The following is an 18921-nucleotide window of genomic DNA, read 5'->3' on the forward strand; positions in this document are numbered from 1 at the left end:
ACTTGATTTATTGACTACAGTCAGTATCTCCTTGGTTAAAGTCAGTTCTTACAACGGTCCCCGTTGTTCTTAGGTTCCATACCTCTTGGGGCAAACATTTCAAAACATTGTTTCCAGAAAGGTTTAAAAGTGAAAGATTATTCAGGCTTGCGTATTCAGAGGGTACACTTCCAAAGAAATTGACTTGTAAGGCCAGCGTCCCCAATTTTTGTAAATTTCCAATTCCTACTGGAAGCGTCTCCAATTCATTAAAAGGTATAGTTAGAAATTCGAGGTTTTGTAAGAGGCCGATACTTTCAGGAATAGTGGTGAGTTCATTTTTTTCAAGTGTTAACCATTGTAAAGAACTTAGGTTTCCGATGGTTTGTGGAAGCTTAAGCAAATTGTTGGAATTAAGATCCAAATATTCCAAACGGGCCAAATTGCCAATGGATTGAGGAAGTTCAGTTAGTAGATTGTTTTGAAGGGTAAGTCGAGTAAGGTTTTCCCAGTTGCCAATGTCGGCAGGTATGTCAACAAGTTGGTTCTCAGTTGAACTGAACTCTTCAATTAAGGTCCAATTACCAATACTTTCCGGTAAACTGGATAAGTTATTTCTATCCAAATAAGCTGTTTTAATTTTTGTTAGCTTTCCTATTTCATCAGAAATGTATGTTAACTGATTGTCGGCTAAGTCCAATAACTCCACTTCAGTAAGAACTCCTATGGATGAGGGAATGATGGACAAATCTTTAAAAGACAGATCAAGAACTACAACTCTATATGCTGTTATGTCTGCGCCTGAACCACTTGCGGTTGCTCCAACGGATATTAAAAATTGAAATATTGAAGAATCTATGTTATCCCACCTCGGATCGGAAACATATAGGTTATTGGCTTCATAAATTGCCTTTAATGCTTGAACATCTTCAAATAGCCCTGCATTTTCAGAGGGTGGTGAATCATCATTTGCAGTATCACAAGAGATAGCTATTAATAAAAGGACAAAAAATAGTTGTATTTTTTTCATAGTTTAGTTTTTTAATCAATTCTTATCAACCCTTCAGCATTACCTATGAAGAATTCCAAATCATTGGCGTTCAATTTGAAAACACGCCCGGAAAATTCGAACACGGTCGCATTCTCGCTAACATTAACAGTACCTTCTTTGAAATAGGCGTCTTCGTTAATGCTCAATAGGTCCGCATGGAAAAAAGAAATATCCACATACTCACATTCCCCATTTACAATACTATAACGGTCATCCTGTAAGTTTTCATTGTCCGATGCAATTTCCAATTTCATTGAATTTTCTCCATCAAAACCATTGTAGTTAAAACCAACAGTGCTGAAATATCTGAAACAATCTGTGTCGAAAGTGGATTCATAAGACTGGAACAGGTCATCAAACTCGAGAATCTGGGAAGTTGCTGTGATTTCAATATAGTTGACAAGGTCTACTTCGGTGCTTTCTGTACAAAGCGATAGAAAGAAAGTAGTGGATAAAATGGCTATAGATGAGAGTTTCATGAATGTGATTGTTATTGTTTGCAATTGCCGCTTGTCAGTTCTTCAAAAGTTGGATTGTATAGATTATTAGTAATTATTGAATTATTACTTAGGTTTGTGAAATCAGTTTTTAAATCACAGTAATCATTGAGCAGTGGATTACGATACAACAGTAATGTTGTTAAATTTAGATTGCTCATTCCATCTCCTAGTCCTTTTAAGGAGGTAAGATTAGAATTGTCGTTTAGAGCTAAATATTCAATGTTCCTAATGGAATTTAGTCCCTCTAGATTAACAACCTTTCCGCAATTGGCTAGTCTAAATATTTCTAATTCTGACAGGTTTGATAGTGCTCCTAAATCATTAAAACTTTCACAATTTTGAACGCTAATAATATTAGGGCTCAGATTACCAATACCTACTAGATTTTTGATTTTTGAGCAATCACGGATAGATAAACTACCCAAATCAGATATACGGTCTAAGCCATCAATTGTTTCAAGTTCAGTACTGTTAATAATAACAAGTGAATTTAGGTTCGAAAGACTATTGAAAAATGAAATGTTGAGATCCCTTTGTTGTATTTCGACTAAACTTATACTTTCCAGAGAAGTAATTGAGTTGGAATTTAATATAGAGTTAATTCCATTAAAAGCTTCGTAATTAGGAGAATCAAGGCGTAATGAGTTAAATGACGCTTTGTTATTGAAAAGTAGGTTTTCTAAATTTCCTTCAACCCAAAAAGAATCGAAGTTAATAGTGTTGTTTGTATTAATAAATAGTTTGTTCACATTGGCCAGTCTGATTCGATCTATACTTTCTATGCCACTTAAAAAATTAATATTTAAATCAGAAATATGGTTTTCTATCCATACTGAGGTTAATTTAAAATTTGTTAGTTCTCCATAAACAGAAATATCCTCTAAAACTGGATTTTCAGTAACGTGTATAGATGATTCTGAGACTATGGAATTATTATATGCTGTTTTTAGAATACTAATGTTATTGAGACTATTGAAAATTTTTAATTTAGGATTATTGTGAAGGTTAAGGCTTCCAACAGCTATTGCCGGATAGTTTTCTAAGGAATTGAAAGCATTGAAAATTTCTAAATTAGGTTGATTTTCGATTTTGAAACTTATAAATGGGGTAGATGCGTTGTTAGCGTTATTTGAAGAAGTTTCAAAACTCATAAATGTTTTTATCTCTTTGACATTGTTGAATGAATTGATTTCAACGATTTTAGGATTATGGCTTCCATATAAAAAGCCATCTATAACTTCTCCTCCTGGCAGGTCACCAATAATTCTCTTAAGATTTTCATTATTATCAATTAATACTATCCCTTTGAATTCTTCAAGTGAATATAAATTTTCAAAATTTAAGACCCCTCCATTATACCCTGATACAATGATTTCATCTAATTGCTCAAGACTTGCCAATGCACTTGTTGGAGTCCAATTTGAAGGCAAATAATTTTGAATTTTTAGTGAACCTATTTCCTTAATTGAGTTTAATGGCGTAAGGTCTACATTTTCTGTACTGGTAAAGGCTAATAACAAATTGCCAACCTTATTAATAGAGCTACAAGACAAGTCAGTAATATTCTCGTTGGTCACAATTAGGTTTTGGATTATTCCTTCTGTTATTTCGAATTCACCTAATTCACTCTCAGCATATAAGTCATCACTGTCATTATCATTTGTCTTAACCTTCCAATAATATTTTTTCCCTACTTCTACTGGTGTGTTATTGACAAAGGTGATTTCATCTGGATTATCAGAATAATTGTATTCAATTGAAGCATCCATCTTCATTTCCTCAGGACTCTCTCCTATAAATAATTCATAAACTATTATGTCCTCATTTTCGGAATCGGAATCTATGCTTTTTCCAATTTGAAATTCAATTTGACAGATTGTTGGATTGATTGATAAAAGGCCATTGGTTATGCCATCATTTATATTCGGACTTATTAAAGTTGCTGCACTGGGCGCCACAGGCTCATAGAACCCAGTAGAGGTAAACTCACCCACGGCATATTGATCCGTCTCTTCATTGCTGTTTTCCTTGTGGTAAACCTTAAGGTAATGGTTGTTGTCTCCTCTTTTTGGGGTCTCATAATTCAATAAATAAATGCTATTGGCGTAATTTTCAATTTCGGTTTGTATCAACCCAAAGTTTTCATTGACACTTCCAATAGTTTCAGATGGGAAATAGAAGTACTCACCAAAAAGATTTTTGATATTGTCTTCATCCAAATCTGCACTACTTAAACCTACGACATAAGCGTTTTTATCGATAAGTGCTTCTTTGGCTGCTGTGAAGGTATTGCTCGCCTGGGTATCATCCCCATCGGTGAATATGATTAGATTACCAACAGTCACTTCATTCTCAACAAAACCATTAGTGAAGGAATTTGCAGCGGTCACCACAGCTCCATAAAAATCGGTGGAACCAGTTCCCAATTGTAGATTGTCAATAGTACCTTTCAGCTGTTCCTTATCTGTTGAATAATCCTGTACCAGCTCGGTTGTGGAGGAGAAAGTATAAATGGCTATTTCCTGGAAAGGCAAAGCCCCATCAATTAAAGTCTTAAGTTCTTCTTTTAGCGTTACAAAGTCAGTTTGTATGGAATTTGAAACATCTATCAAGAGTGCCGTTCTCATTTCTAATTCAAAGGAATTTCTATCGAACAAGGTCGCCTTGGATTCATCGATCGGACTTTCTTCATCATTTTCGGTAATACGCAAATCTTCAATCATTAAATTGGGCACACCTCTGAACATACTATCAGAAACTTGAAATAGCACGTTCACATCAAAAGGGTCAGCAGTAGAAGTTTGATAGGTTGTGAACCGATAAAAATCCGTAGGAGCAACTTCTTCACCCGAGTCACTGTTATTGCCTGAATCATCTGGGTTATCTATTACTGTTTCTTCGTCATCATCCAATACATTTTCATCAATAGGGGTTTCTGTTGTAGAACATCCTATTATTAAAAACAATGTCAAAAACGGTATCAATTTGTGCAATGGGGCGCAGTAATTTTTTTTCATAATTATTTTCTTTTGTAATGTAGAGGCGCCTTAAACCCCATATAAAAATTCGCTGTTTGGGTACTTGTTGTCAATACGTTTCCTAGAATACTTCCTGAACCTAATATCAAGGGGCCGAGTTTTACCCCAACGCCCATACTGTACTTGCCCAAAGTGCTATAGCCAATGGGCAAATAAAATCCCAGTTTTCTTCGTTCAAAACGTGGTGTTAGGGAGATTAGGTTTAATCTATTGTTATTAAAGAATTTGTCTTTGTTGACCAAAGTTTGGTTTACATCCAAATTCAAATACAGGTCCGAGGTGAATTTATAGTCAATGTTCACATTGAGGGATGTGGGCAATGCCGTGGTAACATCTCCTGAATCGCGTATTTCCGGAAAGTTGTCCTCAATGGCCAAGATGATGTCATCTTCGGCAGCTGCTACATCAATTGCACCATTCAAAACGTAACGTTCTAGCACAATATCTCTATAGGTAATCGCGCCAAAATCCAAAAGGGAAACTCCTAACTTAAACCTGTAGTTGTTTACGGCATCTGGATTTTCCCGGCCATTGAAGGATTGGGAAGAGCGTGTCCTAAATTCATATACAAACCCAATATCAAAACCAATGCCTGGAGCCAAATTTCTAAAGAGGTCATGATTCTCCAGCGTATCTTCAACATTGGAAGTATTTGAAAAATCACCGTTAAGCTCAACGGTTTGATTGTCCATATTAAGACTTCCTGATAATTGTGTAGAGTATACTTGTGAAAAACCAAAACCTGCCAAGAATTTTACGGTTATTCCACCTTTTAAAAAATTCCTGTTGCGGTCATCAAACAAAATTCTCCCATAACTCACACCGATTTCGGCCCAAACGTGTGAAGTACCATCAAAATCATTTTGTTGGAAATCGAATTCGGTATCCGGAAACCCATCAAGCAAGGCTTCAAAAAATTCTCCATTGAAATTAAGATAGTTGTTTATGGCCCTTACTCTTGTGATCAAACCAATGCTTTGGTTTTGTTTGAACTTGAACATAAAGGAGGGTCCCAAAACCTCTAAGTTCGCCAGGAGGTTGTTGCTGTCGGAAGGATTTTTATCCAGCCCCAAGAAATCACTGCCCTCCACGAACTCGCTGATGTTGTCCAAGGATAGGCTTACATAATCATTGGCCCCGAGGACACTCAGTGAAAATAAATTGATGTCGGCCCTGATTCTTGCATCTGCAATGTTCCCGGGATTGCTCAGAACCCCGTGAAGGCCACTATAATTGTCGGTATTGAAACCTAAATACGATTGGCCATATGTTGCAAGACTTATGCCACCTATCAAGAAAAATAGTTTCATCCTAAGGACCGCTGTATTCATTTGTTTGGTATGAGGTTACGGAAACCAAACTAACTGAATATCAATGTGTTTTTATGAAAAATGTCGTGAATGACAGGTTTTTTATCGTGAAATACAGTTAGCCGATTCTATGGATGTAAGCTAACAGTAAAGGGAAAAGGGGTCAATACGCCAAAAGGCCTATTTATAGGAGTAGAAAAGCCCTAGCCACTTTCTCAAGGTCGGTTCTTTTAGTTGTGCCCAACTTTAAAAATATGTTTTCGCAGTGTTTTTTGACGGTCTTTTCCGATATGAAGAGCGAATGCGAAATCTCCTTCCTTGTTTTTTCCTTGCCCAGTTCAGCCAAAATTTCCTTCTCCCTGGACGTAAGCGTATTAAATTGGGTGAAGTATTTGTTGATAATCTTATTGATACCAAATAACTGGTTTACCTTGTTGGTCAAGTATTCAATATCATTGGGGAAAAGTGAGATGGAAATAAGTTGGTTTTCATTTAAAATCTTGGTCGAAGTAAAATGGTATATATGGTTATCGTCCTTATGGTATTGCCAATCTTGAAAGAAAGGGACAACCTGGTGAAAATCATCCTTCGCCAGTTCGGTCATTAATTTTGGATAAACGATTTCACGCGTATGTTTACTTTGATGTTTTTCAAAAATTGAAGCGCCCATTTCCTCCAATTCCTCAAGGGAGTAGCGTAAGATTTCTTGTCCCCTTTTGGAAATATACTCTATGGCTAAATCCTCTTTAGAATTAACATGCATTATTCCCGGAATTATATCCGAAAGGTCATCCAGCGATATCGTTCCATTATTGATGAGTTTACTTAACTTGAATAATTGTTTCGGTTGATCGTTTAAAAATTCCTTTTCAGTCATTTACTAAAAAAATTATGAATTATGAGATACAATTCGGTTATGATGTACTTATCAAAAAAGTTGTTTTTAAAGTAACCGAAAGGCATCAGCGATTTTCTTGATTTCAGTTCGTTTACTTGTACCCAATTTCTTGAAAATATTTTCACAGTGTTTTTTAACTGTTTTTGGGTCTATGAAAAGCATTTGGGAAATTTCCTTTCTCGTAAACTCTCTACCGAGATAATTAACTATTTCCTTTTCTCTTTTAGTGAGGAACAAATATTGCTGATAATACCGCTCAAATATTGCATTGATTCCAATAATAGCGTTTACATTTTTAGATAATTCTTTTATTTTTTGAGGAAATAGAGTAATGGAAATCAATTGATTATCATTAAGTATCTTACTGGTGGTATAGACTAAAAAAGGATTGTCGTCTTTATCATGTCTCCAATCTTGGAAAAAAGAAACTGAATTATCATTTTCATCCCTTGATATCTGTTCAAAGAGCTTGGGATAGGTAACATTCAAAGTATAGTCACTTTGATGTCTTTGAAGCACCTCTGCACCCAACATATCCAATTCTTCCATTGAATACCTTATGATATCTTGTCCCGTTTTGGACATATACTCCAATGCCAAATCATCACGGGAATTAATATGTAACATACCTGGAACTATTTCAGATAGGTCATCTAAGTCCAACAGACCTTTCTGAATCAATTGACTTATTTTATAGAGTTGTTTGGGCTGGTCGCTCAGTTCTTTGTGAATCATGAAGTTAATGGTTAGTTTTTACTTTTTGAATTTAAGGATTTTTTATAATATACTCAAAATGTGAGTATTGCGGTATATTGACGCGTTATTTTGGATGCCCAAGGTCATCAAAATCAATAACCTTTCCGACTATATAATTTCTTCGAGGAGTTACTGATTTAAGGAGAATGTTTCTTAGAGACAGTAGCGGTAAAGTGAAATTTCTTAAACCCATGAAATTCAAAAATAGAATCATAATAAGCCCGAATCTTCACATCACTTTTGCATTTACCACGAATTGATTTTCTAGTTTTTGACAAACAAGTATCAACAAAGCGCAATATGATATTTATTGAGGTTTTTCGGGATGTTCGTGCTTTTTGGCGTTACCTTTTATGTTACAAAGAATGCTAATTATTAGGGTCTATTGTTACACGGATGGTATGGTTGGGTAAGGGCTTATAAACTTCATGCTGAAGAATAAAAATATGTTCATTTTACCGCTTTTAGGGCACTACTGTTTTCTTGTTGGTCATCCAAGATGTTTAAGGAGCTTCCATTAGGGTTCCCTTAAACCTGCCCTCGGTAATTCTTAGAACATATTCAATGCTCTTGCCAACCTCGGCCTCGGGAAACAGTTCCAGCTCAAAGCTTCCGGTCAAGGATTTACTGGATTGGTCATAGGACTCCACCACAAAGGTGGCTGTTTCGGGTTCCTGCAGGGTATATTGCGCCACAATGGCATCCCCACCTAGGGTATCGTAGTATAGACCATTTTCCTTGGCCAAGGTATAGCTGCCCTCACCCTCAAACTTCACCTTGACCATCAAAACCCCATTGTCGAGCCCTTCCCCTATGGCCAAAAAGACCAGGGTACCGTTCTCCATCAGCTGCAGTTCAGTCCTGCCTTTCCAGAGGACATCGTCCTTTTGGGCCACGAACGTGTTCTCGGTCAAGGTAATTTCGGAACCATCATCGGTATCGCATCCAAGAATGAACAACAAGATAAATGGAAGCAGGTATAGCAATCGCATGCGTATCATTGGGCTTTTTACTATTAGATGGTGGGATGGTGGATGGGTTGCTTCTATTTCGGTACGACTATCTGTAGCTTGTCCAACGACAAAGTTGTCTTGAAAATTCTCAGCCAGCAATGTAACCAGTAGGTCCATGGGGTTAACCAAGTTCTCCCTGACAACCTGCCCATCTGGTTTTCCTTTGATGGGTTCTTTCATCGCATTTAAGCTGGTTAAGTTGCAGAATCGTCACTATCCTTTTAGTTTCGGGGTGCCTTCCTATGGGAGCGGATCATATCCACTACAAGATTCCTTGAGGTTTTAATAATATGGCAGCCTGCCATCCCATAACCGGAAAAACGAATTCATTTACCGGGTCAGTTGTCGGGTGCAAAAAACGGGCATGGCATACCACCTTCGCCGGGAAAAAATGAGCATAGCATAGTAACCAAAATAATGACCTACAACCTAGTACAACGAAATATTGGGTGGTTCAATTTTGCCATTTTTTGTGACCTCAACCATCCGTCTCATCCAGACCGTATTTGTTTTAAACAAATATTTTCCATCAATCCCTTCCCAATGGTACAATTATTTCCACATTTGTTCCTTTGCCCACTTCCGAATCTATGTTCAAGTTTCCATCGATACTTTCAACCATTTCAGCCACAAGTCTGAGACCCAATCCATATCCCTTCTCATCGGCTGTGCCACGGTCTTCTTCCAACCCAAGACTCCTTAAGTTTTCCAATCGGTTTTTTTGTATCCCCTTTCCGTTATCCTGCACCTCTATGAAAAGATTTACCGCTTCTTGTTTCTGTACAATATCAAGATTAACCTTTATGCACCCTTTCGATGGTGTAAACTTTATGGCATTGGATATTAGGTTCCCTGCAATGGGGAGCAACTTCTTCCTTGGAAACCTGCGGTTGTCTTTTGCTTGGTTGAAAATAACTTCGAAATCAATATCCTTCTTATGGGCTGAAAGTGCATAAAATTCTTCCAGATGCGTTTTTAATTCGGGAAGGGTGAAATAGTTTTCTCTTGAATGCTGCTTTGCTCTTTCCAATATATCATCGGTCAAATCCAATAGCTTGGAAGCGGAGCCTTTGATCATTTCCATATATGTCTTGAATTCATCCTCATCCAAACTTACATTTTCAGTGCTAACGGCAAGGGAAAGGATTCCTCCCACTGGCCCCCTTAGATCATGGGCCAATTGATTACGCTGTGTTTTCGCTTTTCTAAGTTCCTCATGGAGTGCCTCCAATTCTAATTTGGCTTCCATTTTTTTTACGATTTCATCGGCAATGAGTTGAAGTAATCTTTTCCCGTTTTCTGAAATTGTCTTTTTCTCCTAATCCAACACACAAAGGGCCCCGATATTCTCACCTGTCCCCACCTTTAATGGAATGCCGAGATAGTAGCGAAATCCATTATCTTGCTTCACATAAGGCTTGTCGCTGAACCGTTCATCTTGGTCAAGACGTGGTACTTCCATTAGGTTGTCCGACCCAATCGTATATTGACAAATGGATGCTTCCCGATCCATTTTAAATATCTCCGCATTATACCGTGATACGCTCCATTGCGAATGGTTGTCGATTATATTAATAAGAGAAATATCTGTGCCAGCAATGTTAGCCGCCAGCTCAACAAAATTCTTGAACTCTTCCTGAAGGCTCGCATAATCAAAGTCAAATTCACTTAGTTTTTTAATCCGCTTATATTCATCAACATTTTTCATATTTCCAATGATTGGTCCATTCTTAATTCTGGGCAAAAATAAAAGAATAGATATTGACTTCCAATTGGACGTATAGCCTTCATAAGAATAATTAAAGGGCGGTCGTAACTGTGAACATCGATGGATTGGAATACATAGCATTGGATAAGTAACGGTCCTTCTCCAACCCATCGATAGGTAAGATGCTGAGAAAGTGAATCAAGAAAGGATTTGAACCATTAAATCATAGTTCAATGGCTTTTCCAGGTAATCTTTTATCAACCTATGGGACTTCGCGGTTTCCTTATCGCTTGGGTCCGTCGATGAAGTCACAATATAGACCTCAATTGAATAACTTCGAGCCAAATCATTTTCTTCAAGGGCATCCATGAACTCCCATCCGTTCATTATAGGCATATTGATATCCAAAAATATGATGTAGTGGATTTTCTCCTCGGCATTGCCCTTGAGAAAAAAGTCCAAGGCAGTTTTTCCATTGGCATAGGTATTGACCTTGAGGTCCGGGGCGGCCTTTTCTATCAATTTTGAAGAAACCCAGTTAAAGGTGGGGTCATCATCGACCAGTATAATGATTTTTTCCATGTTCAAAATTATTCAAATTCATGGTCGTATTGGTTTCCTCCACGATTTTTTGGATGATATGGTCCAATTCATCGCCCGACGCCTTTATTTGTTCGAGCAGGGCCGGTAATTCCTCCTTTTCGGCACAATCCAGCTCCAGCATATGTATGATGGACAACAGTCGTGCCAATGGTGCCCGGACGACATGGGATTGGGTCCAGGCAATTTTTCTCAATCTGTCGTTCTGATTTTCTATGGTACTTATATAATTGTGTTTTTCCGTTACATCATTGGAAAGGACCAATAGTACACTCCTTCCTTTATATTCTATATCACTGCTAAAAATCTCGACGGAAATTTCCTCTCCCGATTTCAATCGATGAACAAAAATTCCAGCGTAGTAGTTGCTCCCCCTAACATCGCGATTTTTCAAACTTTTTTTTAAGTGGTCCACATGCTCCTTTGGACGTATATCCATTATGGTCATTTTCATAAACTCGTCGAAGGAAAACCCATACTTGATCAATGCGGCTTGGTTGACGTCCAAAAAAGCAAGGTTTTGAGGGTCATAGATCCACATGGGCTGGGGGCTAAAATTGAACAAATCCTGATATACCTTTTTGTTTTGCTTTAATCGGGCGATATACCCTTTTCGTTCAATGGCGTAGACAATGGCTTTATAGAGTACCTCTGGATTGATCTCGTCCTTGATCAAAAAATCGGTCACCCCTTTGGCCAATAGCTTTCGGGCCATATCAATATCCGAATATCCGGTAAGTATGATGATTGGTATGCCCGTGGAGCGTTTTTGCAATTTGGACACCAATTTTTCCCCGCTGCCATCCGGCAATACCAGGTCTAAAAGAATAACATCCGGTGTTTCCACATTGCTGAGCCCCACTTTTGCCTCTTGGTAGGATTTTATTTGTGTGACCTTAATAGCACTGAATTTTTCTAGCAAATAGTCATCAATCAACAAAAAGTCCCCGGGATTGTCCTCGATGACCATAATAGAAATCGGATGGTTGTCCTTTCTCATGAAAACTCGGTTTATGGGCTCCTATAGCGCCAACTTGGCCAATTGGAGCCAAAATTCCTCAATTTTTAATATGACCTTCAAAAAATTCTCCATGTCGATCGGTTTGGTCACAAAGCAGTTCGCATGTTTCGCATAGGCCTGATCAATATCCTTTTGTCTCGAGGATGTAGAAAGCATAATGACCGGAATTTTTTTTAGTTCTGAATCGCTCTTTATCCAATCGAGCACCTCTATTCCATTCAAAATGGGAAGATTGATGTCCAAAAGTATGAGATTGGGGAGCTCCACCTCTTGGTAGATACCTTCCCTTGATAAAAATTCCAAAGCTTCCTTGCCATCCCGCACCACACTGATGTCAGTATTAATGTTGCTTTCTTCAAAGGCTTCCACGGTAAGGACAATATCGCCCTCATTGTCTTCCACCAGCAGTATATGTATACTTTCCATTTCATTTGTTTATTGTAAAGTAAAAACTGCTGCCTTTTCCGATTTCGGACTCCACCCAGATTTTACCTCCCCATGATTCCACATTTTTTTTGGAAATGGCCAACCCCATTCCCGTTCCACCATAAGCCTCCCTACCGTGCAACCGTTGAAATATAACAAAAACTTTTTCAAAGTACTTGGAATCGATTCCTATTCCGTTGTCCTGTACCCTTACCTCCCAGTGACATTCCCTGTCCATAACGGATATCTTGACCTCTGGGGGGACACCCTCGCGGGAGTATTTTATCGCATTGTCCATCAAACAGTGAATTGTCTGAACCAATGGAGCCCCGTAACAAGTGACTTGGGGAAGGCCTTCGGTGTTGATAGTAACAGTCCTTTGCTCAATGAGCCTGGCCCGTAATACCTTGTACTCATCCATTACTTTGTTAAGATCTATCGTCTCCGCAGACAATTCCCCCCGCCCGGCACGGGAATAGTCAAGCAGGTCCAAAATGATCTGCTTCATCCTGCTTGCTCCATCGGTGGCAAAATGGATATATTGATGGGCTTTTTCATCCAATTGGTCGCCGTACTTGCGCTGCAATTGATTCAGGAAACTACTGATCATCCGCAAGGGTTCCTGAAGGTCATGGGAGGCCACGAAAGCAAACTGTTCCAATTGGTCGTTGGTCCGTTCAAGATCCGAGATGTTTTTTTGGAGGGTTCCATTGAGTTCTTCAAGTTCCTGCTCGTATTTGATCCTATCGCTAATATCGGTCGTTGCCCCTACCATCCGTACCGCATCCCCTTTGCTGTCCCTAATGATAGCCGCCTTATCAATTACAGTTTTGATGTTCCCTTCATGATCTAGAATCCGATAGTCCATTTCCCAAAATTCCCTGGAGGTATCATGCAGTGCCTCACGGACACTGGAACGTACCATGGGAAGATCTTCTTTAAAAACCGCTTCATCCCAAACCTCTTCCACTCCCAATTTTCCCACAGTTTCCGAGCTGAACAACTTCTTAAGACCGTTGCCCCTGAAAATGACGTTTTCTTCTATGTCCCAATCCCAAATGGCATCCTTGCTGGCCAGGGTCACTTTTTCAAAACGTTCATTGGCCCGTAAGACTTTGATCTCAGCTGTCTTTTTCTCACTGACATCTTTGAAATAGACCGAAAGCCCATTAGGACTAGGGTAAGCAGTCACTTCGAGCCATTTTCCCAAGGGCGGATAAAACTCCTCGAACGATACTTTTTTCCCGGTCTCCATAGCCCTTTGGTGTTGTCTGTAAAATTCAAGGTTGACCGCATCCGTAAATTCCTCCCAAAGGTTCTTGCCCAAGATTACTTTTCGCTTTTTTTTCAGTATCCGTTCGGCCTGTCTGTTCCAGTAGGTTACAATCCAATGCTTATCCACTGTATAAAAGGCATCCCCGATGCTGTCGAGAATTTCGTCCTTCTCTTCATAGGCTTTTTTTAGCTTTCGGTTGGCCTCAGAAGTTTCTATGGCACTTGACACGTCGGATGATATGGTCTTAAGGAAGGAAATGTCATCACCACTCCATGTTCTTTCTATGGTACAATCATCAAACCCTACAAAGCCCCAGAATTTTTTATCAACCTTTATAGGGAAAACCAAAATGGATTTAATGCCCTGTTCAAGTAGCAACCTTTTCGTATCGCTATCCTGCATCTCCCTGACAATGGCCTTAAAAGGATTGTTTTGTGAGAGTGGTTGCATAAAATCCTGCACCAAACTAAAGGGAACGTTCTGAAGCAAAGGATTATTGATTTGTGAGGACATCCCTTCCTTGCTCCATTCCAGGCGCTGACTGGTCTCAAGTTCCCCGGTTTCCTCATTGAAGGAGTTTTGGAAATAATATATGCGATCCACATTCACACATCGCCCTACCCTGGCAAAGGTTTTGTCGATCACCTTGAACCAATCTTCATAATTGAGCAATTCACTGTTCATCTCGGCCAAGATATCCAGTTGTTTGGTCTTGTACAGGATTTTTTCATCGGCCCTTTTTCTTTCGTCTATATTTTTGAAATAGACCGAAAGACCACCGTCATTGGAGGGATAGGCGTTGACCTCGTACCAAGACCCGTTTTCTGGATAATGGTATTCAAAGCTCTCCGCTTTGCCCTTTTTGGCGACCCTTTTATATACAGTTTCCAATTCGGTTCCCAAGGCAGGTGAAAACAGCTTCCAAAGGTTTTTGCCCAATACATCATTCCTTTTCCTACCCAACAAATTTTCAGATTCCTTGTTGAAATAGGTAAAGTTCCAATCGTTGTCCACAGCATAGAACGCATCCGAAATACTGCCGAGAATTTCCTGGAGACGTAATTGGGTGGTTTTCATGGTATGGATGTCTTGGATACTTCCGTATATTTTGGTGCATACCCCTTTGATACGCTCACTTTTTCCAATGATCCTAACCCATTTTTCCCTTCCCGTCCCTGTTATTAAAATGACCTCCGCATCAAACTCTTTCCCTTGACCTATGAGGTCATTTATGGATTGTTCCAATCCATCCCGATACTTTTTGTGACAATACCCCAGACCCTTGGACAATGAGGCATCTTCCGTATCCTCGATTTCCATGATTTCTTTGGTCATGGGCGACCAATACATCCGTTCGGTGTTCCTTTGTTCCAAAAAGTCAAGCTCCCAACTCCCTATTCTCGCCAGTTCAGAGGTTTCTTCCAAGAGATAGGAAAGTTTCATCTCCTCGGTAATGTCAAAGATCATGGAATTGAAAACAACTGTCCCATCAGGGAGCCGGTGAGGAGTACCATAGCCTTCATGCCAGCGAATCTGTCCATCCGGAAGTACGCTTCTCCAACGACTGTGCCATTGGGTAAGTGTTTTGATGCAGTCTCGGATTTCCCCTTGGAGCTTTTCATAGGCACCGCCCTCCCTAATCTGGTTCCAAATGGGTTCGGTATCCATCTCGCATGCTTCGGGGGGCAATCCCCACACTTCCATGGATTTTTGGCTGACTGAATTCAGTCTATCTGTACCATCGGGATAAACAATATATTGGAAGGCAACGCCCGGTAGATCATTGGTGATGCTCTGGAGCCTTTGCTCTGTTTTCTTTAAGTTGGTGATGTCTTGAAAACTCCCAAATAAACGAATGTACCTATCCCCTATCATCTCGGCCCTTCCGATGGCCCTCACCCATTTTTCGTTGCCTTCCGCCGAGATAAATGCGGCTTCATAATCAAAGGGGGCTCCTGTATTTAGTACCTGTTCAATTATCCTACTGACCTTTTCCCGGTAATCTTCCCTATAGAAACCGATGGCCTCCTTTAATTTCGGCTCGTAGCTTTCCGGATCCGTCTCATAGATCTGATGCACCCCTTCGGACCAAATTATTCTATCACTGACCAGATCGATCTCCCAACCCCCAATTTTGGCCAAATGGGAAGCATCGTCGACCAAATGGGCCAATCGTTTGGAATCTGTAATGTTTTTGGCCGTGGCATAGACCACACCGTCCTCTACCAGCACTTTCCAATGCCAATGCAACCAAATGACATTTCCCTCCTTTGTGATGTAACGACTTTCGTTTTGTTTGATATTTTGCCCATTCATTATTTGCTCTCTCATCGCATCTGAGGATGTGCGGTCCTCGGGATGGACAAAATCCATATAGTTCGATTTCTGGATTTCGGAAAGCTCATAACCCAGCATTTCACATCCAACCTTGTTCATTTCAAGGAAACGTCCCTTAAAGTCAAGGGTACACACCAAATCGGGCAGGGTATCCTTCAAATGTTGAAGATCATCCTCGATTCGTTTTCGATACACCTCAAAACCGATATGGGATTCCAATTTGGCCAATGCTGGATACTGAAGTTTGATATCCTTCTCTCCCTGCTCGCTCCCAATGATCAATACCCCTACAATGGAATCCCCGTGCTTTAATGGAATCCCCAAGGCAGACTTTATGCCCGAAAGTCGAGCAGCTTCATTTCTTATAAATTGCTTGTTACTGCCCAGGTTGCCCCAAAGTACCATTTGCTTGGTGCGCCAAACATCCCCGACCAGTCCACCATCAAAGGAGGTTTCGGTAAAGCTACCGGTATGTTCGTAGAATTTTTGGCCCGCCGAGATCCGTGAATAGGATGAACATAACCTCAGATTTGCTTTGTTCAAATTGGGCAACCAAATTTCACAAAAGGAATATCTCCCATAGGACGTTATTAACTGGCAGCTAGACCGCAATGCAGCTTGCAAATCAAGTTTGGTTCTGAAGGCCCCGCTGATTTTATCCAAAAGCTCCTTTTCCAAGCGCTCGTTCACTCGGGAGGTCACATCTCTTTGAATCGCAATATAATGTGAAACGGTTCCATTATTATCTTTAACCGGCGAAACAGCAATATTGATATAAAAAGGTGTTCCGTTCTTTCGGTAATTGGTAAGGACGACCTCTGATGATTCCCCTAGGAGCAATGCGCTGTTGAGCTGTTCCAATTCATTTTTATCGGTCTTGGGACCTCTTAGGATATCGGGTGTTTTCCCGATAAGTTCCACCTCCCTGTAACCTGTCATTTGGGCAAACGCCCTGTTGACATATAATATCTTTGGGCCGGGCCCTTCCAAAGGCCCCGCTTCGGTGATCATGATGCCATCTGTGGAGTGTGTCACTGCACTTTGAAGCAGTCTCAAGTGCTCCTCTTCGTTTTTGATAAATGTAATGTCCTGAATGGAACCTTCAAAAGATACGGGCTTGCCCTCAGGTGTCCGGTTCAATTTACCACGCTCACGAATCCATCGCATCCCTCCCTCTGGAAGCATGACACGGTGGACAAAATCCATTTGTCTTTCCCCGTAAAACAAAGCATTTAACTCATCATTAAAAATCTTTTGGTCCTCTATGGGCAAACAGTTGAATATATTTTCAACCGTCAGTTCAAATTCGTCCCGCTTTCTTCCCCAAATGTCAAAAACACTATCGGAGAGGGTAAGGGACGATTTTTCAATATCATATTTCCAATATCCCACTTTGGCGATTTGGGAGGCTCGCATTTCCTTAACATCGTTGGGCGAGTATAGTGTTCCCTCCCCCTGGTCCTCGTTGATTTCCTTGCCCGTTACCATGATACAATTCCTGTTGCCGAAAACAACGCGCTGAAAAAAAACTCCAAGTTGCAGGAGCTCTCCGGATTTTCCTTTGACGCAAGTCCTCCGTAGACCGGAGCAGTCTTCCATTCCATTGGAATTCAAATCATGACCCACATCACCTTGCACTATATCCTGAACCTTCAGGGACAACAATTCTTCCCGCTCATATCCAAGGAGTTCCAATGCCCTGCGGTTGGCCTCCAAAATTTTATTGTTCTCAACGGCATAGATCCATGTAGGGCAAGGTCCTAGGTGGAACAGTGTGCTGTAATCGTTCATTTATGTCAAGGTCGGTTTTGGTTGATTTTTGTTGAAAATACACATTATTTTATATTGTTTCAGAACAATCAAGTTCCAAAAAACATAGCAGGTTCGCGGCTTTGCCTGTAATTCACTATGAACCATCGGTTTATCGATAGTTTGCGCTCACACCACTTCGGAACCATATTTCATTCTTAAATCGATGATTATTTTAACAGCTGAAAATAGCTATCCAATCGGTTGCTATTGTATTATTTTTCTTACCATTGTTATATGGAAAACGATAGCGCGACAAATTTATTTTTATGACTTAACCGAATTTTAGATGTCATTTTTGAGGGATTCCAGCTATGAAATGCATAGGCTTGATATGCTTTTCTGTCCAATAGCCAGAGAGCTGTTGGGACTATCGTATTTACGCCACCATATATGCAGTAAAACAAATTTCCCCGAATCATGAAACAAAGGCCTCTCCCTACAAAAAGTTCACTGAATTTTGGACAAAGACCGTAGCACCATGGTTAAATCCTATTTTTAAATATTTTTGCTTCCCAAATGCTAACGATGAAAAAAACCTGCTTACTGTTTCTGTTTTGTTTGACTTCAATTGGTAACACCCAACATATTGAGGTTCGATTAACGAAAGTTGACCAATGATATTCTTACCCATGACTTAGTAAAAGCTGATACTTAGGATTTTTCATCGGTCTCAATTCCATGTCTATTTATCCGATTTGATATTTGATAGGAAAAGGATAAGGAACCATTCCATTATCCATCTGCTTACCCAATAGAGTGGACATTGAAATTTAAATGCATTAAATCCGGACTATATCCTCAACCGCATAAAAAGCTCATGGGTATTGTTGTCCAGGCCATCAATGGGGTTTTGGATGGAGGTCTCATAGGCATAACCCAAATTGAACCCGTTGCTGATATTGAACAGGAACAGTCCACTGATGCTCTCGTCATACCTATAGCTGGCACCGAACTCAAAGCGCTCGCCGAAGTCCAGGATTCCCATCACTTCGACGGATATGGGGGAAGCATCGACGTAGCGCAACATCCCCATGGTCTTCAAATCCAATGTTTTCCCCAAGAGAAAGGTGTAGCCGCCACTTAGGTAGGCATGCATACTGTCCACGCCAAGATAGGCGTTGCCATCGCGTTCTTTTAGACGTTCCGGGGTCAACAACTTTGGTGCGGACAGGGATGCAAAGTACCTGTCGTGCTTT

At 40.1% G+C, this 18921-nt stretch carries 14 protein-coding genes; all 14 read right to left on the bottom strand.

All coding sequences use genetic code 11. The features are described 5' to 3' along the window. Positions 1-7 precede the first annotated feature (7 nt). Entirely contained in the window at positions 8-1009 is a 1002-nt protein-coding gene (locus AC13CS_RS03180; protein WP_293169091.1) for a leucine-rich repeat domain-containing protein, read from the bottom strand. An 11-nt stretch (positions 1010-1020) separates the two neighbouring features. Then, entirely contained in the window at positions 1021-1509 is a 489-nt protein-coding gene (locus AC13CS_RS03185) for a hypothetical protein (protein ID WP_293169093.1), read from the bottom strand. An 11-nt stretch (positions 1510-1520) separates the two neighbouring features. After that, positions 1521-4547: a VWA domain-containing protein gene (locus tag AC13CS_RS03190; RefSeq protein ID WP_293169095.1), complete on the bottom strand. Its 3027-nt coding sequence runs from the start codon at positions 4545-4547 to the stop codon at positions 1521-1523. 2 nt (positions 4548-4549) lie between these two features. Then, positions 4550-5899, bottom strand: a complete 1350-nt coding sequence (locus tag AC13CS_RS03195; RefSeq protein ID WP_293169097.1) for a DUF5723 family protein — start codon at positions 5897-5899, stop codon at positions 4550-4552. A 163-nt stretch (positions 5900-6062) separates the two neighbouring features. Continuing rightward, positions 6063-6755, bottom strand: coding sequence for a helix-turn-helix domain-containing protein (locus AC13CS_RS03200; RefSeq protein WP_293169099.1), 693 nt, complete (start codon positions 6753-6755; stop codon positions 6063-6065). Between the two features lie 66 nt (positions 6756-6821). After that, on the bottom strand, positions 6822-7511 hold the full coding sequence (locus tag AC13CS_RS03205) for a helix-turn-helix domain-containing protein (protein WP_293169101.1): 690 nt from the start codon (positions 7509-7511) through the stop codon (positions 6822-6824). 524 nt (positions 7512-8035) lie between these two features. After that, entirely contained in the window at positions 8036-8725 is a 690-nt protein-coding gene (locus tag AC13CS_RS03210; protein WP_293169103.1) for a hypothetical protein, read from the bottom strand. 349 nt (positions 8726-9074) lie between these two features. Further along, positions 9075-9794 carry a sensor histidine kinase gene (locus tag AC13CS_RS03215; protein WP_482888397.1) on the bottom strand — a complete coding sequence of 240 codons (720 nt, stop codon included), beginning with the start codon at positions 9792-9794 and terminating at the stop codon, positions 9075-9077. Between the two features lie 69 nt (positions 9795-9863). After that, entirely contained in the window at positions 9864-10253 is a 390-nt protein-coding gene (locus tag AC13CS_RS03220; protein WP_293169107.1) for a GAF domain-containing protein, read from the bottom strand. A 198-nt stretch (positions 10254-10451) separates the two neighbouring features. Further along, on the bottom strand, positions 10452-10835 hold the full coding sequence (locus tag AC13CS_RS03225) for a response regulator (RefSeq protein WP_293169109.1): 384 nt from the start codon (positions 10833-10835) through the stop codon (positions 10452-10454). Beyond that, a complete protein-coding gene (locus tag AC13CS_RS03230) occupies positions 10807-11853 on the bottom strand; it encodes a response regulator (protein WP_293169111.1) in 1047 nt (348 codons plus the stop codon). Before AC13CS_RS03230 ends, AC13CS_RS03225 begins: the two co-directional genes overlap by 29 nt. 21 nt (positions 11854-11874) lie before the next feature. Then, positions 11875-12300 carry a response regulator gene (locus AC13CS_RS03235; protein ID WP_293169113.1) on the bottom strand — a complete coding sequence of 142 codons (426 nt, stop codon included), beginning with the start codon at positions 12298-12300 and terminating at the stop codon, positions 11875-11877. A 1-nt stretch (position 12301) separates the two neighbouring features. Continuing rightward, entirely contained in the window at positions 12302-17704 is a 5403-nt protein-coding gene (locus tag AC13CS_RS03240; RefSeq protein ID WP_293169115.1) for a PAS domain S-box protein, read from the bottom strand. A gap of 811 nt (positions 17705-18515) precedes the next feature. Continuing rightward, positions 18516-18921 (bottom strand): type IX secretion system membrane protein PorP/SprF (locus AC13CS_RS03245; protein ID WP_482888398.1); only part of this gene is annotated, 406 nt, incomplete at its 5' end.

It is taken from the genome of Flagellimonas sp. B-3, assembly GCF_056857835.1.